The sequence below is a fragment of the Bosea sp. 29B genome, from assembly GCF_902506165.1.
In the GTDB taxonomy this organism is placed as follows: Bacteria; Pseudomonadota; Alphaproteobacteria; order Rhizobiales; family Beijerinckiaceae; genus Allobosea.
This window is the reverse complement of sequence record NZ_LR733817.1, coordinates 2432790-2453784: the sequence shown is the minus strand read 5'-3', so window position 1 is coordinate 2453784 and position 20995 is coordinate 2432790. Positions and strand designations below refer to the sequence as shown.

22 protein-coding genes are annotated in these 20995 nt (G+C 63.8%); 14 read left to right on the top strand and 8 right to left on the bottom strand.

Annotated elements, in window-relative coordinates; all coding sequences use genetic code 11:
• Window positions 1-79: 79 nt before the first annotated feature.
• Entirely contained in the window at window positions 80-781 is a 702-nt protein-coding gene (locus GV161_RS12010; protein ID WP_152016051.1) for a creatininase family protein, read from the bottom strand.
• 94 nt (window positions 782-875) lie between these two features.
• Here GV161_RS12010 and GV161_RS12005 point away from each other — a divergent pair, with 94 nt between their 5' ends.
• The 9 genes from GV161_RS12005 to GV161_RS11965 all read left to right on the top strand — a co-directional run bounded on the left by GV161_RS12005 (window position 876) and on the right by GV161_RS11965 (window position 10784).
• Complete coding sequence (locus GV161_RS12005; RefSeq protein ID WP_159650236.1) at window positions 876-1427, top strand: MarR family winged helix-turn-helix transcriptional regulator; 552 nt, start codon at window positions 876-878, stop codon at window positions 1425-1427.
• Window positions 1424-3028 (top strand): ABC transporter substrate-binding protein, encoded by a 1605-nt coding sequence (locus GV161_RS12000; protein ID WP_152016053.1) that lies wholly within the window; start codon window positions 1424-1426, stop codon window positions 3026-3028. The genes GV161_RS12005 and GV161_RS12000 overlap by 4 nt, the downstream gene beginning before the upstream one ends.
• 170 nt (window positions 3029-3198) lie before the next feature.
• Window positions 3199-4149, top strand: coding sequence for an isoaspartyl peptidase/L-asparaginase (locus tag GV161_RS11995; protein ID WP_152016054.1), 951 nt, complete (start codon window positions 3199-3201; stop codon window positions 4147-4149).
• Window positions 4146-5186 (top strand): 2-dehydropantoate 2-reductase N-terminal domain-containing protein, encoded by a 1041-nt coding sequence (locus GV161_RS11990; RefSeq protein ID WP_152016055.1) that lies wholly within the window; start codon window positions 4146-4148, stop codon window positions 5184-5186. Before GV161_RS11995 ends, GV161_RS11990 begins: the two co-directional genes overlap by 4 nt.
• Complete coding sequence (locus GV161_RS11985) at window positions 5159-5914, top strand: glucose 1-dehydrogenase (protein WP_152016056.1); 756 nt, start codon at window positions 5159-5161, stop codon at window positions 5912-5914. Before GV161_RS11990 ends, GV161_RS11985 begins: the two co-directional genes overlap by 28 nt.
• 204 nt (window positions 5915-6118) lie before the next feature.
• Entirely contained in the window at window positions 6119-7327 is a 1209-nt protein-coding gene (locus GV161_RS11980; RefSeq protein WP_152016057.1) for an ABC transporter substrate-binding protein, read from the top strand.
• Window positions 7328-7432: 105 nt separating this feature from the next.
• Window positions 7433-9325, top strand: coding sequence for an ABC transporter permease (locus GV161_RS11975; protein ID WP_152016058.1), 1893 nt, complete (start codon window positions 7433-7435; stop codon window positions 9323-9325).
• Window positions 9322-10083, top strand: a complete 762-nt coding sequence (locus GV161_RS11970) for an ABC transporter ATP-binding protein (RefSeq protein WP_152016059.1) — start codon at window positions 9322-9324, stop codon at window positions 10081-10083. The genes GV161_RS11975 and GV161_RS11970 overlap by 4 nt, the downstream gene beginning before the upstream one ends.
• Complete coding sequence (locus GV161_RS11965; RefSeq protein WP_201303087.1) at window positions 10080-10784, top strand: ABC transporter ATP-binding protein; 705 nt, start codon at window positions 10080-10082, stop codon at window positions 10782-10784. Before GV161_RS11970 ends, GV161_RS11965 begins: the two co-directional genes overlap by 4 nt.
• A gap of 74 nt (window positions 10785-10858) precedes the next feature.
• Here GV161_RS11965 and GV161_RS11960 read toward each other — a convergent pair whose 3' ends face one another.
• From GV161_RS11960 to GV161_RS11935, 6 genes are read right to left on the bottom strand one after another with little or no spacing between them, the layout of a single operon-like run.
• On the bottom strand, window positions 10859-11650 hold the full coding sequence (locus GV161_RS11960; RefSeq protein WP_152016060.1) for a MetQ/NlpA family ABC transporter substrate-binding protein: 792 nt from the start codon (window positions 11648-11650) through the stop codon (window positions 10859-10861).
• A gap of 45 nt (window positions 11651-11695) precedes the next feature.
• Window positions 11696-12496 carry a MetQ/NlpA family ABC transporter substrate-binding protein gene (locus tag GV161_RS11955; RefSeq protein ID WP_152016061.1) on the bottom strand — a complete coding sequence of 267 codons (801 nt, stop codon included), beginning with the start codon at window positions 12494-12496 and terminating at the stop codon, window positions 11696-11698.
• Window positions 12497-12535: 39 nt separating this feature from the next.
• Window positions 12536-13201 (bottom strand): methionine ABC transporter permease, encoded by a 666-nt coding sequence (locus tag GV161_RS11950; RefSeq protein WP_126114307.1) that lies wholly within the window; start codon window positions 13199-13201, stop codon window positions 12536-12538.
• Entirely contained in the window at window positions 13191-14300 is a 1110-nt protein-coding gene (locus GV161_RS11945) for a methionine ABC transporter ATP-binding protein (RefSeq protein WP_152016062.1), read from the bottom strand. Before GV161_RS11945 ends, GV161_RS11950 begins: the two co-directional genes overlap by 11 nt.
• 7 nt (window positions 14301-14307) lie before the next feature.
• Window positions 14308-14502, bottom strand: a complete 195-nt coding sequence (locus GV161_RS11940; RefSeq protein WP_152016063.1) for a hypothetical protein — start codon at window positions 14500-14502, stop codon at window positions 14308-14310.
• Between the two features lie 11 nt (window positions 14503-14513).
• Entirely contained in the window at window positions 14514-14753 is a 240-nt protein-coding gene (locus GV161_RS11935) for a hypothetical protein (RefSeq protein WP_091835058.1), read from the bottom strand.
• Window positions 14754-15222: 469 nt separating this feature from the next.
• On the opposite strand from GV161_RS11935, the gene GV161_RS11930 reads away from it, so the two are divergent.
• Window positions 15223-15936 carry a hypothetical protein gene (locus GV161_RS11930; RefSeq protein WP_152016064.1) on the top strand — a complete coding sequence of 238 codons (714 nt, stop codon included), beginning with the start codon at window positions 15223-15225 and terminating at the stop codon, window positions 15934-15936.
• A 3-nt stretch (window positions 15937-15939) separates the two neighbouring features.
• Here GV161_RS11930 and GV161_RS11925 read toward each other — a convergent pair whose 3' ends face one another.
• Entirely contained in the window at window positions 15940-16155 is a 216-nt protein-coding gene (locus GV161_RS11925) for a hypothetical protein (RefSeq protein WP_152016065.1), read from the bottom strand.
• A 122-nt stretch (window positions 16156-16277) separates the two neighbouring features.
• On the opposite strand from GV161_RS11925, the gene GV161_RS11920 reads away from it, so the two are divergent.
• From GV161_RS11920 to GV161_RS11905, 4 genes are all read left to right on the top strand, one after another.
• On the top strand, window positions 16278-16664 hold the full coding sequence (locus GV161_RS11920; RefSeq protein ID WP_152016066.1) for an STAS/SEC14 domain-containing protein: 387 nt from the start codon (window positions 16278-16280) through the stop codon (window positions 16662-16664).
• 111 nt (window positions 16665-16775) lie between these two features.
• Window positions 16776-17072, top strand: a complete 297-nt coding sequence (locus tag GV161_RS11915) for a hypothetical protein (RefSeq protein ID WP_152016067.1) — start codon at window positions 16776-16778, stop codon at window positions 17070-17072.
• Between the two features lie 822 nt (window positions 17073-17894).
• Window positions 17895-18752, top strand: coding sequence for a hypothetical protein (locus GV161_RS11910; RefSeq protein WP_152016068.1), 858 nt, complete (start codon window positions 17895-17897; stop codon window positions 18750-18752).
• A gap of 439 nt (window positions 18753-19191) precedes the next feature.
• Complete coding sequence (locus tag GV161_RS11905) at window positions 19192-20961, top strand: hypothetical protein (RefSeq protein WP_152016069.1); 1770 nt, start codon at window positions 19192-19194, stop codon at window positions 20959-20961.
• The last annotated feature ends 34 nt before the right edge of the window (window positions 20962-20995 follow it).

The following is a 20995-nucleotide window of genomic DNA, read 5'->3' as shown; positions in this document are numbered from 1 at the left end:
CGCTGCTTCGCAACCTCCATGCCAAGGAGAGGGGATTCGGTGCCGCTCTCCTGGATCGAGACAGCGGCGGTACAGGTCATCACGGCCAGCTCTCGACCATCACTGCGCGCGTTTCCTCGACGCCTACGGCCCAGAGCGCCAGCATCTCCTCGTCCGGCCGCTGGTAACGGCCGTAGAAATTGCCGTCGCCGAGAATCTCGCGTTTCCGCTGCGGACTGGCGGCCTGGTAGAGCGCGGCATCGAAGGGCGGCTTCACCCCATCGGGCAAGCTCACGCCTTCGAGACGGGTCCAGGGGAAGTTCTCCATCCACGAGGCATGTGAGGCGGCCGGGTCGACTGCCTTGACTGCCTCCTGGAAGCGGGAACCCGCCCACCAATTGTGCATCTTGACGCTGGCGTCGGGCCGCTTGCCCATCCACTCGGTCACCGCCGTCATCACCGGCGCATTGCCGCCATGGCCGTTGACCAGCACGATGCGGCGGAAACCGGAACGGTAGACGCCCTCGAGCAGATCCTCGAGCAGCGCGACATAAGTGGTCATCCGCAGCGAGATCGTGCCGGGATAGGCGGCGAAACCCGGCGTCATGCCATAGGCCTGCACCGGGAAGACCGGGATGCCGAGCGGCTCTGCCGCCTCGGCGGCGACACGCTCCGACAGGATCGCGTCGGTGGCGAGGCTCAAATAGGCGTGTTGTTCGACGCAGCCGAGCGGCAGCACGCAGCGATCGTCGCGCTTCGCCTGTTCCTCGATCTGCATCCAGTTCATCCGGGCGACGAGCACGGCCTGATCCTTGCGTTTCGGCGAAACCGCGTCATCCTTGACAGCGGTATACGGGACCGTCAAGTTCCATATGGAACTAAATTGGATGTCCGCGATGGCACGCGCCCCGACTTCCTTGTCCAAGCTCGATCGCGACCGCGAGGCGGCGCTGCGCGCGCTCGACCCGCTGACCGTCACCAAGCTCTGGGACAATCCCTGCTGGCTGTCGTTCAGGCTCAATTTCATTGCCTTCCGCTTCAACGACCCGGTCTATCGCTGGATCGAGACACGCTACGGCCTGGTGCGGCCGGAATTCGTCGCGCTTTACGCCGTCGGACTCAAGGGCGGCGTCGCGGCCAAGAACATCGTCGCCTCCGCCGGCCTGCCGAAGAACACGCTCTCGCGCGCGATCCAGAAGCTGCTGCAGCGGCGCCTGCTCAAGCGCGAGACCGATCCGGCCGATCTGCGCAGCTATGTTCTAGCGCTGACGCCGGCCGGGCGCGCCATCTTCGACGAGACCATGCCGATGATGGTGGGACAGCAGACTGCGATGCTCGCGGTGCTGACCGAAGCCGAGCAGAAGCAGCTCTGCGAATTGATGGACAAGATGGTGATCGCCTCCCCGGCGTGGCCTGCCGATCTCGAACCCGAAGGGACCTCAACATGACCAAGCCTTTGCCGCACCGGTCCCCGCGCTGGCGGATCGCCGCCCTCGCCGCCCTGATCGGGTTGCCGCTGTCCGGCGCCGCCATGGCGCAGACGCTGACGATCGGCGTGCGGGCCGGACCTGAATCGATCGACCCGCATTTCACCGCGACCGGCACCCATGCCGAAGCGCTGAAGCATGTCTTCGACACCCTGACCTGGTCGGGCGATAAGCTCCAGATCGAACCGCGCCTCGCCTTGAGCTGGAAGGCGATCGAGCCCGCCGTCTGGGAGTTCAAGCTGCGTCCCGGCGTCAAGTTCCATGACGGCTCCGACTTCACCGCCGAGGACGTCAAGTTCTCGATCGAGCGCATTCCCGTCGTCGCCGGCCCGAACCCGACGACGATCTACGTCCGGCGCGTCAAGGAGGTGAAGATCGTCGATCCGCTCACCGTCCACATCGTCACCGACGGGCCGGCGCCGAACCTGCCGAACGATTTCATCCGCCTGTTCATCGTCTCGCACAAGGCCGCGGCCGGGCTGACCAAGGACAATGCCAACGACGCCTTCAACACCGGCAAGGCGGCGATCGGCACCGGCCCCTACAAGTTCGTGTCCTGGACGCCGAAGGACCAGCTCGTGCTCGAGCGCTTCGACGGCTACTGGGGCGAGAAGGAGCCGTGGCAGCGCGTGCTGCGCAAGGAACTGCCGAACGACGCCGCCCGCGTCGCCCAGCTCAAGGCCGGCCAGGTCGACATCATCGTGCGCGCCCCGGCTTCCGACGTCCCGACGCTGAAGCGCGACGCCAAGCTCACGGTCGCTACGATCGACACGGTCTATGTCTTCAACATGGAACTCGACATGCGGGACAAGTCCCCGCAGGTCAGCGCCAAGGACGGCTCGGCCCTGCCCAAGAACCCGCTGCAGGACGCCAAGGTGCGCGAGGCGATCGACCTTGCCATCGACCGGCCGGCGCTGGCCGAGATCGCGATGGAGGGCCTGGGCGCCCCGGTCAACCAGCTGGTGACGCCCGATATCGCTGGCTACAACAAGAGCCTGCCGCCGCTGAAGCCGGATCTCGCCAAGGCGAAGAAGTTGATGGAGGAGGCCGGCTACCCGAACGGCTTCAAGGTCTCGTTCTCCTTCACCAATGACCGTCTGCCGGGCGACCGCCAGGTTGGCACCTCGATCGCGCAGATGCTGGCGCGCATCGGCATCGAGGTGAACGCCAACGCCCAGCCCGGCGCCGTCTTCTTCCCGGCGCGCCTGCGCGGCGAGTTCTCGATGTCGATGTCGGGCTGGGGCACGCTGACGGGCGAGGCGAACTACACGCTGTCCTCGGTGGTACACTCGAACGACCCAGCCAAGAAGCTCGGCGCCTTCAACGTGCTCGCCTACAAGAATGCCGAGCTCGACAAGCTGATCGAGGATGCCGCCGTCGAGATGGACGAGGCCAAGCGCAACGACCTGCTCTCGCAGGCCAACGCGATCGTCGCCAAGGACCGGCCGCGCCTGCCGATCCTCGCCGTTGGCTCGGCCTGGGCGATGCAGAAGGCCAAGGTGACGATCCGCCCGCGCGTCGACGAGGACACGCTGGCGATGGACATCAAGCCGGCGAAGTGAGGCTCCTTTGCCTTCTCCCCTCGGGGGAGAAGGTGTCTGCGAAGCAGACGGATGAGGGCAGTGCGACCGGGTGAGGCGGCAGCCGACTTGCCTGTCCTTCCCTCATCCGTCAGCGCTGCGCGCTGCCACCTTCTCCCCCGAGGGGAGAAGGGATTGCACCTGAGGATTTCATCATGACCATCGCTCTCGCCATCCATGGCGGCTGCGGCACCTTGCCCAAGGCCGAGATGACCGACGCCGAATGGGCGGAGGCCAAGGCCCATCTCGCCAAATCGCTGCGTGCCGGCTGGGCGGTCCTCGCCAAGGGCGGAAGCGCAGTCGACGCGGTCGAGGCCTCCGTGCTGGTGATGGAGGATTCCGTTCATTTCAACGCCGGCCATGGCGCTGCCTTCAATGCCGATGGCGAGCACGAGCTCGACGCCTCGATCATGGATGGCTCGACGCTGGCCGCCGGCGCGCTCTGCGCGGTCAAGCGCATCCGCAACCCGGTCAGCGCCGCCAAGGCGCTGATGCATCGCGGCGATCCGCTCTTGCTGAGCGGCCCGGCCGGCGACGCCTTCGCCCAGACCGAGGGTCTCGACATGGTCGAGAACGAGTATTTCTCGACGGAGCGGCGGCGCAAGAACCTCGCTTCGATGAAGATCCGCGAGCTCGTCGGCACTGCCGACGAAGCGAGCGAGGCCGAGAAGCACGGCACGGTCGGCGCGGTCGCGTGCGACTCCCATGGCCACCTCGCCGCCGCGACCTCGACCGGCGGCTACACCAACAAGCCTCCGGGCCGCGTCGGCGATTCCCCGATCATCGGCGCCGGCACCTATGCCCGCGATGGGCGCTGCGCAGTTTCGGGCACCGGCAAGGGCGAGTTCTTCATCCGCTATTGCGTCGGCCACGAGATCGCGTCGCTGGTCGGCTATGCCGGCCTCTCGCTGAAGGATGCGGCCGACCGCGCCATCGCCGAGCTCACCGCACACAAGATCGGAGCTGGACTCGTCGCCGTCGGCGCCGATGGAACCATCGTCGCGCCCTATAATTCCGAGGGCATGTATCGCGGCTGGGTGACGCCGGACGGGCTCGTCCATGTCGCAACCCATGCCGATGTCGAGGTGATGGGGCAGGCATGAGCAGCGAACCCATCCTGATCTGGGGCGCCGGCGCGATCGGCGGCACGCTCGGCGCCTATTGGGCAAGGGCCGGCGTACCGGTGCTGCTGGTCGACATCGTCGCGAAGCATGTCGAGGCCTGCCGAACGTCGGGGCTATCGATCACCGGTCCGGTCGAGGAGTTCCGGCAGATCGTGCCGGCGGTGACGCCGCAGGAATTGACCGGAACCTATTCGCGCATCGTGCTGGCGGTGAAGGCTGGCGCCACCGAGGCTGCGCTTGCCGCCCTGAAGCCGCATCTCGCCGCCGGCGGCTTCGTGCTCTCGGCCCAGAACGGGCTCAACGAGATCACCATCGCCAAGGCGGTCGGCGAAGAGCGGACCATGGGTTGCTTCGTCAATTTCGGCGCCGACTGGCATGGGCCGGGAGAGATCCTCTACGGCAATCGCGGCGCAGTGGTCGTCGGCGAGCTCGATGGAGCGATGACGGAGCGGGTGCGCGAGATGCACAGGCTGCTCGCGCTGTTCGAGCCGGACGCCATCCTGACCGACAACATCTACGGCTATCTCTGGGGCAAGCTCGCCTATGGCGCGATGCTGTTCGGGACAGCCCTGACCAATGATTCGATGTCGGCGAACTTCGCCGATCCGCAGCGGTTGCCGGTCTGGCTGGTGCTCGGGCGCGAGGTCGGCGCGGTCGCGGCGGCGCGCGGCGTCACCTCGCTCGGCTTCGGCGCATTCGACCCCGCCGTGTTCGCGCCGGGCGCGCCGGAAGGTCCGCAGGTCGAAACGATCGCCTGGCTCGCCGACTACACCTCGAAGACGGCCAAGACCCATTCCGGAATCTGGCGCGATCTTGCCGTGCGCAAGCGCAAGACCGAAGGCCAGGCGCAGATCGGCATCATCTCGCGGCTCGGCCGCGAGGTCGGCGTGGCCACGCCGGCCCTGGAACTGTTGGTATCCCTGATTCAGGACATCGAGGAGGGCCGCCGCCCGATGTCCCCGGACACGCTGAAGGTCCTGATCGAGCAATGCAGATCCGCTTCGACAACCGCGTAGCCCTCGTTACCGGCGCAGCCCAGGGCATCGGCCGCGCCATCGCCGCCGCGCTGGCCGAGGCCGGCGCGAAGGTCCACCTCGCCGATCTCGATGCCGACGGCGTCGCCGCCAGCGCAGAAGCGCTCGGCGCAAGCGCCCATGTCGCCGATCTCGGCAGCCCGGAGGCGACGAAGGAGCTGGTGGGCAAGCTGCTTGCTAGCGAGGGCCGGCTCGACCTGCTGGTCAATGCAGCCGGCGGCGTGCGCGGCCAGGTCGGCCGGCCGATCGAGGAGATCTCCGAGAGCGACTGGCGCGCCGTCTTCGCCGCCAATGTCGACGCCGCCTTCTTCCTCTCGCAAGCCGTCGCCCCGGCGATGAAGCAGGCCGGATATGGCCGCATCGTCAACATTTCCTCCGGCGCCGGCCTGCGCCCGAGCCTGACCGGCATCCAGGCTTATGCCAGCGCCAAGCACGCGCTGGTCGGGCTGACCAGGCAGCTCGCCTGGGAATTCGGCCCACACGGTATCACCGTGAACTCGGTCGCACCCGGCTTCGTGCGTTCCAACCCGGCGACCGAACGGCAATGGGAATCCTATGGCCCGGACGGCCAGAAGCGGCTGATCGAGAGCATCCACACTCGCCGGCTCGGCACATCCGAGGATATCGCCCATGCCAGCCTGTTCTTCCTGTCCGAGCAGGCAAGCTGGGTGACCGGCCAGATTCTCTCGGTCGATGGCGGGCGATCCTGAGCCGTCGCGGCCTGCCTACCCAAGAGGCACGCCGGTCCAGTTTTGAATGATTGACAAACCAAAATCCCCGGTCGAGAATTCATACGCATACAAACGAATTTCCACCCTGGCTTGTTGCAGTGCGTTGCACTGGCCTAGGGTAGGAAATCGCGCAGCGAGGGGCTGTGGATGCGTAAGACGAGCGATCAACGGGAGAGCCACCGAATGGACCGTCGCCAATTCGTCAGCGGAGCTGCGCTCGGCGCCGTCGCGCTGGCCACGCCGTCTCTGCTGCGCGCCCAAGGCGCGCCGATCAAGATCGGCGAGATCAACAGCTACACCTCGCAGCCGGCCTTCCTGAAGCCCTATCGCCAGGGCTGGGAACTGGCACTGGAGCAGGTCAACGCCGCCGGCGGGGTGCTCGGCCGCAAGGTCGAGACGCTGTTCCGCGACGATGCCGGCAAGCCCGAAGATTCGGTGCGGCTCGCCGGCGAGCTGATCAACGCCGAGAAGGTCGACCTGCTCTCGGGCGGCTTCCTCTCCAATGTCGGCCTCGCCATCGCCGACTACGCCCTGCAGAACAAGCGGCTCTACGTCGCCTCCGAGCCGCTCTCGGACGCGATCGTCTGGGCCAAGGGCAACCGCTACACCTTCCGCCTGCGGCCCTCGACCTACATGCAGGCGGCGATGCTGGTCGAGGAAGCGGCCAAGCTCCCGGCGAAGAAGTGGGCGCTCGTGGCGCCCAACTACGAATACGGCCAGTCGGCGGTGAAGTGGTTCAAGGAACTGCTGAAGAAGGCCAAGCCCGACGTCGAGTTCGTCGCCGAGCAATTCCCGGCGCTCGGCCGCATCGATGCCGGCGCGACCGTGCAGGCGCTCGAAGCCGCCAAGCCCGATGCGATCTTCAACGTCACCTTTGCGGCCGATCTCTCGAACTTCGTGCGCCAGGGCAATACCCGCGGCCTGTTCGAAGGCCGTACGGTCGTCTCGATGCTGACCGGCGAGCCGGAATATCTCGATCCGCTCGGCGCCGAGACGCCGGTCGGCTGGATCGTCACCGGCTATCCGCACGCCGACATCCAGACGCCGGACCACGTCAAGTTCCGCGATGCCTACAAGGCGAAGTACAACGACTATCCCCGGCTCGGCTCGGTGGTCGGCTTCGACACCATGAACGCCATCGCTGCCGGCATCGCCAAGGCGGGCACGACCGACAACGAGAAGCTCATCGACGCCATGAAGGGGCTGAAGTTCACCTCGGCCTTCGGCCCGGTGGAGTTCCGCGCCTCCGACCATCAGTCGACGCTCGGCGCCTATGTCGGCAAGACCGCGGTCAAGGATGGCAAGGGCGTCATGGTCGACTGGCGCTATGCCGACGGCGCCAAGTACCTGCCTTCGGATGCAGAGGTGAAGACGCTTCGCCCGGCGGGCTGAAGCGCCGGAGTTCGACCTGATCTAGACTAGGATACCCGGCCGCAGCGCCCCGCTGCGGCCGCGGGAGGATTGTGCCCTTTTTCGGTTATTTCGACGGGACCTCGCATGATCGATCTGATCTTCGCGCAGACGCTCAACGGCCTGGCCTCGGCCTCGTCGCTCTTCCTCGTCGCCTGCGGGCTGTCGATCATCTTCGGCGTGACGCGGATCGTGAACTTCGCGCATGGCTCCTTCTACATGCTGGGCGCCTATCTCGCCTTCACGCTGGTGACGCGCTTCGGGCCGGCCGATGCGCTCGGCTTCTGGGGCGGGGTGCTGCTGGCGGCGCTGATCGTCGCGGCGCTCGGCGCCATCGTCGAGATCGTCATCTTGCGCCGGATCTACCAGGCGCCGGAGCTGTTCCAGCTGCTCGCGACCTTCGGCCTCGTGCTGATGGTGCAGGACATTGCGCTCGGCATCTGGGGGCCGGAGGACAAGCTCGGCCCGCGCGCGCCCGGCTTCAAGAGCTTCGTCGTGCTGATGGACAGCCGCTTCCCGAGCTACGAGCTCTTCCTGATCGTGGTCGGGCCGATCATGCTCGGCCTGCTCTGGTTCCTGTTCCAGAAGACGCGCTGGGGCACTTTGGTACGGGCCGCGACGCAGGACCGCGAGATGGTCGGCGCGCTCGGCGTCAACCAGCGCCTGCTCTTCACCTCGGTCTTCGCCTTCGGCGCCGGCCTTGCTGCGCTCGGCGGCGCACTGCAGTTGCCGCGCGAGGCGGTGAACCTGCACATGGACCTCTCGATGATCTCGGAGGCCTTCGTCGTCGTGGTCGTCGGCGGGCTCGGCAGCGTCACCGGCGCCTATCTCGCCGCGGTGCTGATCGGCATCATCCACGCCTTCGGCATCCTGATCTTCCCGAAGATCACGCTGGTGCTGGTCTTCCTGGTGATGGCCGTCGTGCTGGTGATCAAGCCCTATGGGCTGATGGGCAAGCGCCCGGTCGGCAGTGCCCATGCGCATGGCCCGGTCGAGCCGCTGCTGCTGCCCGCCAGTGCCAACGTCAAGCTGATCGGGCTGGCCGCGCTTGCCGTGCTGCTGCTCGCGCCCTTCATCGTCGCCGACCACTGGCTGCTGACACTGACCGAGCTCTCGATCTTCGCGCTGTTCGCCGCGTCGCTGCACTTCATGATGGGCCCGGGCGGCATGGCCTCCTTCGGCCACGCCGCCTATTTCGGCCTAGGGGCCTATGGCGCGGCGCTGGCGGTGAAATGGCTGGGCATGCCGATGGTGCCGGCGCTCGCCTTCGCACCCTTCCTCGCCGGCATCGCCGGCGTCGTCTTCGGCTGGTTCTGCGTGCGGCTATCGGGCGTCTACTTGGCCATGCTGACGCTCGCCTTCGCCCAGATCGCCTGGGCGACCGCCTTCCAATGGGTCGACCTCACCGGCGGCGACAACGGCATCCTGGGTGTCTGGCCGGCGGCCTGGGCGAGCTCGAAGCTGGTCTATTATTATCTCGCGCTGGCGATCTGCGTCGCCGCGATCCTCTGCCTTCGCGTCGTCGTCTTCGCGCCCTTCGGCTATGCCTTGCGAGCCGGGCGCGACAGCCCGCTGCGGGCCGAAGCGATCGGCCTGCCGGTGATGCGGATCCAGTGGCTCGCCTTCATCATAGCCGCGATCGCGGCCGGCATCGCCGGCGCCCTCTTCGCCTTCTTCAAAGGCTCGGTCTTCCCGACCTATATGGCGATCCCGCGTTCGGTCGATGGACTCCTGATGGTGCTGCTCGGCGGTGTCCAGACCGTCTCGGGCCCGATCGTCGGCGCCTTCGCCTATATGGGCCTGCAGGAGCAGCTGATGAAGGCGACGATGTACTGGCGCTTCGTCTTGGGCGCCTCGATCGTGCTGCTCGTCATCCTGTTCCCGCGCGGCCTCGTCGGCACGGCGCTGGCCTTCGCGGAAAGGCGCCGCGAGGCCGAGCCCGCTCCGCCTGTCGCCGCCACGCCGGAGCCCGCCCGATGAGCCCGGTCCTCGAAGTCCGCAATCTCGGCAAGTCCTTCGGCGGTGTGCGCGCCGTCGACGATGTCAGCTTCTCGGTCGAAGCCGGCAAGCTCTTGGCGCTGATCGGCCCGAACGGCGCCGGCAAGACCACCTGCTTCAACATGCTGAACGGCCAGCTCCCGTCCGACCGCGGCGAGGTGATCTTCGACGGCAGGAAGATCACCGGCCTGAAGCCGCGCGAAGTCTGGCGGCTCGGCGTCGGCCGCACCTTCCAGATCACCGCGACCTTCGCCTCGATGAGCGTGCGCGAGAACGTGCAGATGGCGCTGATCTCGCATGCCGGCGAGACCTGGACGCTGTTCGGCCGCGCCAGGGACCGCCATGTCGCCGAGGCCGACGCGCTGCTGAAGCAGGTCGGCATGCTCGACCAGGCCGAGCGCGCCTGCGGCGTGCTCGCCTATGGCGATTTGAAGCGGGTCGAGCTCGCGGTTGCGATCGCCAACAAGCCGAAGCTCCTGCTGATGGATGAGCCGACCGCCGGCATGGCGCCGCGCGAGCGCATCGCCCTGATGGCGCTGACTGCCGAGATCGCCCGGGAACGCGGCATCGCCGTGCTCTTCACCGAGCACGACATGGACGTGGTCTTCGCCCATTCCGACGCGATCCTGGTGCTCGACCGCGGCAAGCTGATCGCCAAGGGCCGGGCCGAGGAGGTCCGCAACGATCCGGCCGTGCGCGCGGTCTATCTCGGCTCCGGCGCGACCTCGGGAGGCCACTGATGCTCGAGATCGAAGGGCTCAACGCCTATTACGGCCGCGCCCATATCCTGCACGGTGTCGGCTTCTCGATGGGCCGCGGCGAAGTGCTGGCCTTGATGGGCCGCAACGGCGCCGGCAAGTCGACCACCATGAAGGCGGTGATGGGGCTGGTGCCGCCCCAGGCAGGCCGCGTCGTCTTCGAGGGACACACGATCGTCGGGCGCGAGCCGTTCGAGATCGCCCGCCTCGGCATCGGCTATGTCCCGGAGGAGCGCCGCGTCTTTTCCGAGCTCAGCGTGATGGAGAACCTCTCCGTCGCGCAGCGGCCCAAGCGCGAGGGCGCGCCGCACTGGACGCCGGAACGCCTGTTCCAGCTCTTCCCCAATCTCGGGCGCATGCGCGACCGGCCAGGCGGAGCGATGTCGGGCGGCGAACAGCAGATGCTGACGATCGCCCGCACGCTGATGGGCAATCCCAAGCTCGTCCTGCTCGACGAGCCCTCGGAAGGCCTCGCGCCTGTCATCGTCGAGGAGATGGCCAAGACCATCCTGGCGCTGAAGGGCGAAGGGCTCTCGGTGCTGATCTCCGAGCAGAACCTGCACTTCGCCGGCTCGGTCGCCGACCGCGCCACCATCATCGAGAAGGGGCTGATCCGCTTCACCGGGACGATGGACGAGCTCAAGGCCGACGAGGCGGTAAGGGCGCAGTACCTGTCGGTGTGACGCCAACGAAAAACCCCGGAAGCTTGCGCTTCCGGGGCAGGTGCCCGGCCGTGACCACGGCCGGGGGAGGAGCCTTACCAGCCGGCGAGGACCGAGCCCTTGAAGCGCTCGGCGACGAAGGCCTTGATCTCGGGGGTGTGATAGGAGGCGAGCAGCGCCTTGACCCAGGGCTTGTCCTTGTCGGCCTCGCGCACCGCGATCAGGTTGACATAGGGGCCCTTCGGGTCCTCGCGCAGGATCGCCGAGGTCGGCTCGATCTTGGCGTCGACGGCGTAATTGGTGTTGATCGCGGCGGCGGCGACGTCGGCCAGCGAACGCGGCGTCTGGGCGGCCTCGATCTCGATGATCTTCAGCTTCTTCGGGTTGCTGACGATGTCGGCGACGGTCGGCTTGAATCCGACGCCGTCCTTGAGCTTGATCGCGCCCTTGTCCTGCAGCAGCAGCAGCGAGCGGCCGCCATTGGTCGGGTCGTTCTGGATCGCGACGGTGGCGCCATCCGGCACCTCGGCCCAGCTCTTGTACTTCGACGAGTAGATGCCGAGCGGGAAGTTCACGGTGAGGCCGACGCTGACCAGCTTGAAGCCGCGATCCTTCACCTGGTTGTCGAGATAGGGCTGGTTCTGGAAGGAGTTCGCCTCGAGCTCGCCGGCGGCCAGCGCCTGGTTCGGCACGACATAATCGGAGAACTCGATGATCTTGAGGTCGAGCCCATTCTTGGCGGCGATCGGCTTCACCTTCTCGAGGATCTCGGCATGCGGACCGGGCGAGGCGCCGATGCGAACGACCTGGTTCTGCTGAGCGAGCGCCGGGGCGGTGAAGGCGACGGCGGCAAGTGCGGTCGCGAGGATGATCCTGCGGGTGGTCATGGGAGAGGCTCCGTTACGAAGAGGGAATTCGGGAAAAGCAGGGCTTCACCAGCTCGGAAGGATCGAGCCCTTGAAGCGGTCGGCGACGAAGGTCTTGATCTCGGGCGAGCGATAGCTCTCGACCAGCGCCTGGACGAAAGGCTTGTCCTTGTCGGCGGCGCGCACCGCGATCAGGTTGGTATAAGGGCCCTTCGGTTCCTCGCGCAGGATCGCCGAATTCGGGTCGATCTTGGCGTCGACGGCATAGCTCGTATTGATCGCAGCGGCCGCGACATCGGCGAGCGAGCGCACGGTCTGCCCGGCCTCGATCTCGATGATCTTCAGCTTTTTGGGGTTCTCGGTGATGTCGAGAACGGTCGGCTTGAAGCCGGTGCCCGGCTTCAACTTGATCACGCCGTTGTCCTGCAACAGCAGGAGCGCGCGTCCGCCATTGGTCGGATCGTTCTGGATCGAGACGGTCACGCCGTCGGGCAACTCGGCCCAGCTTTTGTACTTCTGGGAGTAGATGCCCATCGGGAAGTTCACGGTGGTCGCAGCGCTGAAGATCTTGAAGCCGCGATCCTTCACCTGGTTGTCGAGATAGGGCTGGTGCTGGAAGGCATTGGCCTCGAGGTCACCGGTGTCGAGCGCCTGGTTCGGGATGACGAAATCCGAGAATTCGAAGATCTTGAGATCGTAGCCCTTCTTGGCGAGGAGTGGCTTGATCTGCTCGGCGATCTCGGCGTGCGGGCCGGGCGTGACGCCGATGCGGATTACCTGGTTCTGCTGGGCGAAGGCGCCGCCGGCAGACAAGGAGAGGGCGGCGGCCGCAGCGAGCAGGCTGCGACGGGAGAGGAACTTGGGCATCTTCTGCTTCCAGTAGTCGGTCGTTGAGTAAGCGGTTGCTCAGGCGTGGCGCAGGCGCTTGTTGAGGCGGCGCGAGAGACGGTCGCCGACGCTCTGCACGGTCTGGACGAGGACGATCAGCACGGCGACGACGATCGCCATCACATCCGGCATGAAGCGCTGATAGCCGTAGCGGATACCGAGATCGCCCAAGCCTCCACCGCCGACGGCGCCAACCATAGCCGAGAAGCCGAGCAGGCTGACCAGCGCCAGTGTCAGGCCGAGCACGATCGCCGGCAGCGCCTCGGGCACCAGCACCTTGCGGACGATCTGCAGCGGGGTCGCGCCCATCGAGCGGGCCGCCTCGACCAGGCCCTGGTCGACCTCGCGGATGGCGCCCTCGATCAGGCGGGCGATGAAAGGGGTCGCCGCCACGGTCAGCGGCACGGTCGCGGCGAAGGTGCCGATCGAGGTGCCGGCGATCAGCCGGGTGAACGGGATGATCGCGACGACCAGGATGATGAAGGGCGTCGAACGCGTCGCGTTGACCAGCGCGCCGAGCACGGCGTTCACCGCAGGCGCGGCGAAAAGCTCGCCCTTCTTGCTGGTCGCCAGGAAGACACCGAGCGGCAGGCCGAGCGCGGTGCCGAGCCCGGCGGCGATCGCGACCATCAGCAAGGTATCGCCGGTCGCTTCGATGATCAGCCGGATGAGTTCAGGAGACATGGCCGACCAGCTCCGCCTTGAGATCGAGGGATTTCAGCGCGCCGAAGACGGCGGCGAGTTCGGGCTCGCTCGCCGGCACCGAGACCAGCAGGCTGCCGAAGGGCTTTTCACCGATCGCGTCGATGCGGCCGGCGAGGATGTTGACGTCGACGCCGATCACGGCGCTGAGACGGCTGATCACCGGCGTCGTCGCGTTCTCGCCGGTGAAGGCGATGCGCAGCACGGCGCTGTCGCCGGCGAGCGCCTGCTTATGGATGCGGCCGGCGAGGTATTCGGGCACCTCGACGCCGGTTACCGCCTCGACGAAGCTCGCCGTGGTCGGATGGCGCGGCCTTGTCATCACCTCGAAGGTCTCGCCCTCCTCGACGATGTGGCCGCCCTCGATCACCGCGACGCGGTCGCAGATCTCCTTGATCACCGGGATCTCGTGGGTGATCAGAAGGATGGTGATGCCGAGCTCGCGATTGACCTGCTTGAGCAGCGCCAGGATCGCGCGGGTCGTCTCGGGATCGAGCGCCGAGGTCGCCTCGTCGCAGAGGAGCACCTTAGGCTCGGTCGCCAAGGCGCGGGCGATGCCGACACGCTGCTTCTGGCCGCCTGAAAGCTCGGCCGGGTAGCGCTCGCGCTTGTCGGCGAGCCCGACCAGAGCGAGCAGGCGGCTGACCTGCGCCTCGATCTTCGCCTTGGGCACGCCGGCGATCTCGAGCGGCAGCGCGACATTGCCGAACACCGTACGCGACGACAGCAGGTTGAAATGCTGGAAGATCATGCCGGTGGCACGGCGGCGCTCGCGCCAGCCGGCCTCGGTCAGATTGGTGACGTCCTCACCCTCGATCAGGATGCGGCCGGAGGTGGCGCGCTCCAGCCCGTTGACGAGGCGGATCAGCGTCGACTTGCCGGCGCCGGAGCGGCCGATCACGCCGACGATGCTGCCGCGCGGCACGGCGAGGTCGATGCCGGCGAGAGCCGTCACCGGCTCCTGGCTGTCACGGCCGGCGAAGGTCTTGCCGACCGCCTCGAAGCGAATGATCGCGTCGGAGGGTGGCGCTGGAAGGATGTCCTCGACGCGAAAGGCGCCGGGCTTAACGGGGGCGTTCATCATGTCCTCAGAAATGCGTGTGGCACGACCAGTGCGCAATGCCCAATTGCTCGAGCGTGACCTCGCGGATCGAGCGGCGGCGCTCCTCGGCGCCGAGCTCGGCGAGGGAGCGCTCCAGCCAGCGCGGCTCGCTCGGTTCGGCGGGCACGGCCCGCTCGAACCAGGCGGCGAATGCCGCGCGCAGTGTCTCGAACAGCGTCACCGACGTGCTCCTCAGGCCGCCAAGCGCAGGCCGGGACGCGAACGGACGAGCTGGCGCGCTGCCAGTTCGGCCGCGACCGGCGTCGCGAAGCGCTGGCCTTCGAGCCGATCGAAGGCGGCCGAGGCGGAGATGAAGGTGAAGAAGCGCTCATCGGCGCCGCGGGCGACGAGGCCCGCCTGGGTTTCGCCGATCTCGATGACATAAGCCTGACGGGCCGGCGGGCTGGGAATGACCTGGGACTGGAACGACATGATAATTTTCGCCGCGTTGCGGCGCCCTATATTGCGGTGATGTCGGAGGTGATGCCGCAGAACGGCGTCAGCGCTGGATCAGCGACGACAACAACACATCATCGAACGGACGAGCGGTTCGACAGGGCGGAGAACGGAGCCGGTCATGTTCATCTCCTCAAGCTGGGGAGCCCACGACCACGTCGTGGCGCTTTAGCGTTTGGTGACGCGGCGCAAGCTGCTCGCTCAAATCTCCGCGGCCATCGGTGACCCGACGACGTCCGCAATCTAGGCGACCTCGTTCTGCATGTCAATCCAAACGTTCTTTTAAAGGTACGCTCCGATCAGGAAGAGCCTTTCGCCGAACGGGCGGAGAAGGAAATTTTCTTTTCCGGCGCGGGCCATTCCTCCCTCGGCGTAGAACAACATGCCATTCTGGCTTCGCGAGGCCGACCTGCTATCGTCCGCACCGACTCACGGCGGGGATGCGATGAACGATAGGACGGACGGCGCCAGCATCGTGGACGGACGGATGACGCTGCCGGGCGCGGCCGGTGCCTTCGTGCAGGACGTCGCCAGGCCGCTCGCCTTCGCGGCGGATGGACTCGTCGCGATCTCCGGGCACGAATGGCGCGATGGCGTGCTGCACGACGCTGCCCGGATCGAAGGCCATGTCCGGCCGGATGGCGCGACGCTCGCCCGCATCGACCAGGCCGGACCGGCGCAGGACTTGTCCCTGACCATCCGCTCATTCCCAGGCGACAGCGCGCCATTGCTGCGGCTGAGCTTTCCCGTGGGGGCACAAGGCGATCTCGACGCCCGGCTCGCCGCCGAACTCTTCCTGCCGCAACCCTTGTTCGCAGGACTGCGGCAGGACCTCGCCGAGGGCCGCGCCAGCAGCCTCTCCCTGACCGCGACGACCAATCTCTGGCTGCGCGAGGGCGCCGGCGACGAGGAGCCGCCGGTCTTCCATTTCGCACCGGAGACCGATGGCCGCCCCGCGCAGGCGCATGGCCGGGTGCAGAGCATCAGCTGGCGGCCTGCGGAGCCAACTGCCGAGGGTTTCCTCGCGCCCGGCCAATCAGATCAGGATAGCGAAGAGCCGGAAGACCTGGTCGCCGAGCAGCTCCGGCGGATCAACTGGAGCCTGAAGCAGGTCCTGATCATCCTCGTCTTCCTGATGCTGATCGTCGCGTTGAAATAAGGCTCACTCGCCCTGCGAGCGCTGGTTTCCTTGCGTCTCGTAGACCTGCTCGTTCTCGATCCATTTGCCGTCGAGGCCGCGGCCGCGGTTGAGCTGCGTCTTGTCGCGATTGGAGAGCACCTTGTGATCCTGAAGCGAGGCCGGCCGCGTGCTCGTCGCGCCGGTGCCGTCGCCCTTGCCCTTGATGCTCGGACCGAGCTTGCCGCCTGCATTGGCCATCATCGTCTCCTTTGCGTGCGTCTGCCCCCCAGCCTGAAGCCAACGCCTCGGCCCGGCGATGGTTCGCCTGCGAACTTCGCCGGCAGCCCTGCGTTGTCCCTGACGCAGACCAGGAGGCACCCGTGCTCCAGATTCTTCCCGCCGCCGACCATGTCGCGGCCTTCCGCGTCACCGGCACGCTCGACGAGCCGGATTTCGACCGGCTGATCGCCGAGATCGAGAGCAAGCTCAAGCGGCATGAAAAGCTCGGCATCCTCGCCGACCTCAGCGGCTTCGAGGACATGACCTTCCGCGCCGGCCTCAGGGATGCCCGCTACGGCTTCGGCAAGATCCTGCAATGGCATCGCTTCCCGCGCGAGGCCGTGGTCACCGACAAGGGCTGGATCGAGACGCTGGTCGCGATCGCCGGGCCGCTCGTGCCCTTCGTCGAGGTCAGGAGCTTCAAGCCCGACGCCTTCGATGCGGCTTTGGCCTGGGCCAGCGAGATCGAGGGCGGGCCGAACGCCTGACGTCCCGGGGCGCTGCGGGAGCACAACGAAGATGAACGCCAGCGAACTATTCCGTTCAGGCGGAGTTCTGGACAGACCCGCTTTTATCGCGGCAACCAAAGGAGATGCCCCATGCGACACCTTCTCATCGCCGCGGCGATAGCACTCGGCGCCGCCGTGACCCCGGCCGCCGCCAGCGAAACCTTCAGCGGCGCAGCCGCGCTCGACAAGGTCGAGGCGACCTATGTCCGGCACAACCGCGAGCACCGGATGTGGGAGATCCAGCGCAATATGGAGCGCCAGCAGCGCTATGGCCGCCACCATCGCGGCTATGACCGCGGCTATGGCTACGGCCATCGCCGCGGCGGCCCGCCGCCCTGGGCCCCGGCCCATGGCCGCCGCCATCACGACCGTTACGACCGCTTCTAGGCGGCCGTGCCCCGCGCCCTTCGCCTCCCTGTCCCCCCAAGGGCGAAGGGCGCGGGAGTTTTTCAGCCTCCTTCTCCCCTCGGGGGAGAAGGTCCGGCAGGGGATGAGGGCGGAACGACCGGATGAGACGCTTTCAAGCACAGCACCTCACTTCCCTCATCCGTCAGCGCTTCGCGCTGCCACCTTCTCCCCCGAGGGGAGAAGGAAGATCGCGCCCAAGCTTTTCCCCGCCCGCAGGCTCATCCTGCGGGCGTTGTCGCATGTGAGGGGCAGCGGAGCGCCGCGAGGCGCTGGTTTGTGATCCGCTTCCGTGAGCTACGGACGCGGCGCGGATGGATTGAGCCACCATCCGCACGCCCCGTGGCGCTCCGCCAGGCGGCGATTTGAAAGCTCCGGGCCGCGCTTCTGTCGCGCCGGTGTGAGCCGGCGCGGTCTAGCGAGCTCCTCGCGCAGGGGCCGTAGTACCCCCAGGTCGGTTCCCGAAGCCTCCCGGGAGCGAGGCGCAACCCTCGCCCGCAGGCACCGCGCCCACCCCGCCAAACGACATGCCTCCGGTCGGCCGCCCCTCGGGGATGGGTGCAAGGATTATACGGGAGGTTCGGAGGGCGGGGATAAGCGCAACGGCCCTGATCGTCCGTTCCGGCATTTATGCCGATACGCTTTACGGAACGGGTGAGCATTGGCGCCGCACTCAGCAACCCGCACTAGCTACCTTCGGTTGATCGATACGAGTTGCCCTTAATCCGCATCTTGGATTTGATGCAGAATCAACGCATGCATTAAGCGAAACACTCGTCAGAACCTAAACTAGCGACTTCCACTATGATTTCCGATGCTGAGTATGAGACGGAATTGGGCGACCGCCCCCTTAGGCAGGGCGACATGTTTTGCTGGGAAGGTCCAAGCTATACAAGGCCTTGGAAGACATACTCGCTCGTAATCACAGCAGACTGCGATCTAGAAAGAAAGAAAACTAGAGGAATAATTTCCTATATTCCAGCCTTAATAACAGAAGATTATATTTGGCATTTCTGGAAGGACAGCAAATTTGAATCAACAATTGAAAAAACAATAAAGAAATTTGTTAAGAAAATAAACTCTATACTTATGGAAAAAGAAAAAATTAGAACTGAAATTTCAGAACTCGCTGCTATTTCCTGGCTGGAGCGGGTGGGAATCGATCAATTAATCGATGAACTGAATATTGCAGATAATGGACAGCGCCTTTCTTTGAAAGCGTTGACCCAATCTGTACTAGAACTTAGAGAACTCTCCACTAAAATGGAACCTGATATTAATCTGCTTAGAAAATGTTACCCGCTTAAAAATGCCAAGGCCACGTCAGAAACAGATAGCGAACTAGCATTAGAATTCCAGTCAAGCGTTTCGAGCTTGCCGGGTGATGTTTTTCATATACCGCATGTCGAATCAGAGCCTGATGACGGAATATTCTTGATGCTTCGTCATATTTCTCAATGTAATATCAGCGATATAGCATTGAAGCCAAGCGATCTTCAAAGCGGAGAGGCAAAAGCTCGCCGGGTTGGAAGAATTGCCGCACCTTACAAATTTGCGATTATGCAAAATTTGGCGCGAGTGTTTACTGATATTGGTCTACCAAATTCCTATCAAGATCGCTGCAAGAGCACTTCTACAAGATTTTTTGAAAGGATTGCGTAAAATGATACCTATTGTTGTTACGGAGAATGCGCTACATATCCTTTCGTCGTCAGCATTGGCACCGGATTGGCTCGTCAACTTTGATGACCTTATCTCATTGAGAGATATATTTATTATTGCACGTCCTGAGGCGATATATATAGCTACTCACAGCTGCAGCCCGGACACCAGAATCCTAATAATACAGAGGCAAAAGCAAGGGCTGTTTGAGGGAATAGATTCTAGAGATAGAAGATCGGTGTTTGACCGCTGCGCGCGCATAGCGTTTCGCTATTTTGACAGCGCCGTGAGCCTAAACCCTCGCTGGATGCCGTTTCATGCGGGGAATAAGATTTCCATATTTGCGTTCGGATATGGACGTTCCGATCGGATAGCGGCGGAGCAAGGCCCCCTTGGTTCAGCCGACGTCTACGTGTATGGGTTTGGGACAGATCCTAAGATGCAGGATTTGGCAACCTACCAACCTGATTTAGATGTATATAAGCGCGCGAGAGAAGGACTCCCGCTCGCACTGTCAGCTGTTCCGCTCAGCAAAAAGGATTTTTCAGAGGGCAGCATAGACCTGAGCGACGTTGAGCCGAGCAGCATATCTCAGGGATTCACCTATTCTGACTGGTATCCACTACATCTCTCTAAAGATCAACTTCGCTTTGTGGACAACCCCTTATCGGGACCTCTGAGACTGAGAGGCAGCGCCGGCACTGGCAAAACTCTCGCCATGATTATAAAAGCACTGAAGACAAAATATGATGCCGATGAATCTGGAGACCCGAAGCGAATTCTATTTGTTACCCATAGCTGGGCGATGGCTGAGAACGTCGACAGATTGATAAGCAAGATGGATATTTTTCCAGATTCAATTTCAGATATATCAGTAATACCACTTCTGTATTTAGCAAATAATCGTGATTATTCTCGAATCGATCGAGAGCCACTTGGCATTGATAGCGAGGACGGAAAGCGCCTTGCTCTTCGCGAAATCTCCAGTGTTATCGATGAGTTTGTAGCCGGGGATTGGATCGCCTATCGCAGTGGTTGTACCGAGGATTTTGTTGGACTCGTGGAAGCGGCACCCGGCTCAACGGCGCGAAAGCTATTCAGTTGGGACCTCTTGGTAGAATTCGGCTGCGTACTTGCTGCTCAGGGCATTCTCACCCATGCTGCCGATCGGGAGCGATACCTTCGCGTTAGGCGCTTGCGCTGGATGATGCCGCTAGACAACGCGGCTGAAAAATCTGCCGTTTTCGCTCTTTGGGCGATGTTTATGAGCGCTCTGCGCGAGAAGCGCTGGATTTCCTCAGATCAAATTATTAGCGACTATCTGAATGATTTATCAACATTCTTCTGGGAAGCCGCACGTCAAAAGAACGGATACGATGTAGTCTTTGTTGATGAGATGCACCTTTTCAATGCGCAGGAGAGATTGATATTCCATAATCTTTTGAGAAACGCTGAGAATCCACCCACGGTGATAATGGCTCTCGATCCGAAACAATCACCGCGAGAGACATTTACGAATATTAGTGATGAGCGTGACAATGGCTCTGAAGGGATACTTGAGCGCGCGCGCCTACCTAACTCTGAAAAAATCGATCTCTTACAAGTGTACAGATACACCCCGGAGATAGGACGCGTAATCCGCTCGGTCCACGATGCCGCGCCTGGCCTTGACTTTCCTGAAGATTGGGATGTTCCGCAAGGCTCTAGCTCAACGGAGAGCGGGGACATCCCTGAGTTCCGCACCGTTGATGGAAAACTTCAGGTTTATAAACTTGCGATAACGTCCGCCCTCGACCTTGGGAAGCAAGCCCAACAGAGAAAGGGGCGAGTTGCAATTCTTTGTATGGATTCAGATAGATTTGGGGAATATCTAGCAGCGACGGTTACTCAATATCCAGAAATTGTGACTATATCTTCGAGGGATGACACCGAGAAACTGCGTTACTCAGGAAAGCGTTCCATTCTGAGTACCCCAGAATACGTGGCCGGCCTTCAATTTGATACCGTCATACTGATAGACGCAAATGAAGATCAGGTTCCGGAAGGAAAATATAGAAGTTACCATTTCAGGCGATTCTTATCTGAATTGTATCTTGGGCTTAGTCGAGCTGAAAGAAAATTGTTAATAATTGCCTCGAAAGACGCAGGTGGAATCACCAAAACTCTCAAGCCTGCCATTGATGCTGGTCAATTAAAGGAGGTCAAGTGAACATAACTGGTCCGAAAATTGGATAGAGGGTGCA

Excerpts from the sequence above, each read along its gene's own strand:
- GV161_RS11960 (WP_152016060.1), bottom strand. The coding sequence starts at position 11,650 with ATGACCACCCGCAGGATCATCCTCGCGACCGCACTTGCCGCCGTCGCC.
- GV161_RS11975 (WP_152016058.1), top strand. The coding sequence starts at position 7,433 with ATGATCGATCTGATCTTCGCGCAGACGCTCAACGGCCTGGCCTCGGCC.
- GV161_RS11915 (WP_152016067.1), top strand. The coding sequence starts at position 16,776 with ATGCGACACCTTCTCATCGCCGCGGCGATAGCACTCGGCGCCGCCGTG.
- GV161_RS11990 (WP_152016055.1), top strand. The coding sequence starts at position 4,146 with ATGAGCAGCGAACCCATCCTGATCTGGGGCGCCGGCGCGATCGGCGGC.
- GV161_RS11980 (WP_152016057.1), top strand. The coding sequence starts at position 6,119 with ATGGACCGTCGCCAATTCGTCAGCGGAGCTGCGCTCGGCGCCGTCGCG.
- GV161_RS11985 (WP_152016056.1), top strand. The coding sequence starts at position 5,159 with ATGCAGATCCGCTTCGACAACCGCGTAGCCCTCGTTACCGGCGCAGCC.
- GV161_RS11905 (WP_152016069.1), top strand. The coding sequence starts at position 19,192 with ATGCAGGATTTGGCAACCTACCAACCTGATTTAGATGTATATAAGCGC.
- GV161_RS12005 (WP_159650236.1), top strand. The coding sequence starts at position 876 with ATGGCACGCGCCCCGACTTCCTTGTCCAAGCTCGATCGCGACCGCGAG.
- GV161_RS11935 (WP_091835058.1), bottom strand. The coding sequence starts at position 14,753 with ATGTCGTTCCAGTCCCAGGTCATTCCCAGCCCGCCGGCCCGTCAGGCT.
- GV161_RS11955 (WP_152016061.1), bottom strand. The coding sequence starts at position 12,496 with ATGCCCAAGTTCCTCTCCCGTCGCAGCCTGCTCGCTGCGGCCGCCGCC.
- GV161_RS11950 (WP_126114307.1), bottom strand. The coding sequence starts at position 13,201 with ATGTCTCCTGAACTCATCCGGCTGATCATCGAAGCGACCGGCGATACC.
- GV161_RS11910 (WP_152016068.1), top strand. The coding sequence starts at position 17,895 with ATGATTTCCGATGCTGAGTATGAGACGGAATTGGGCGACCGCCCCCTT.
- GV161_RS11930 (WP_152016064.1), top strand. The coding sequence starts at position 15,223 with ATGAACGATAGGACGGACGGCGCCAGCATCGTGGACGGACGGATGACG.
- GV161_RS11945 (WP_152016062.1), bottom strand. The coding sequence starts at position 14,300 with ATGAACGCCCCCGTTAAGCCCGGCGCCTTTCGCGTCGAGGACATCCTT.
- GV161_RS11925 (WP_152016065.1), bottom strand. The coding sequence starts at position 16,155 with ATGGCCAATGCAGGCGGCAAGCTCGGTCCGAGCATCAAGGGCAAGGGC.
- GV161_RS12000 (WP_152016053.1), top strand. The coding sequence starts at position 1,424 with ATGACCAAGCCTTTGCCGCACCGGTCCCCGCGCTGGCGGATCGCCGCC.
- GV161_RS11970 (WP_152016059.1), top strand. The coding sequence starts at position 9,322 with ATGAGCCCGGTCCTCGAAGTCCGCAATCTCGGCAAGTCCTTCGGCGGT.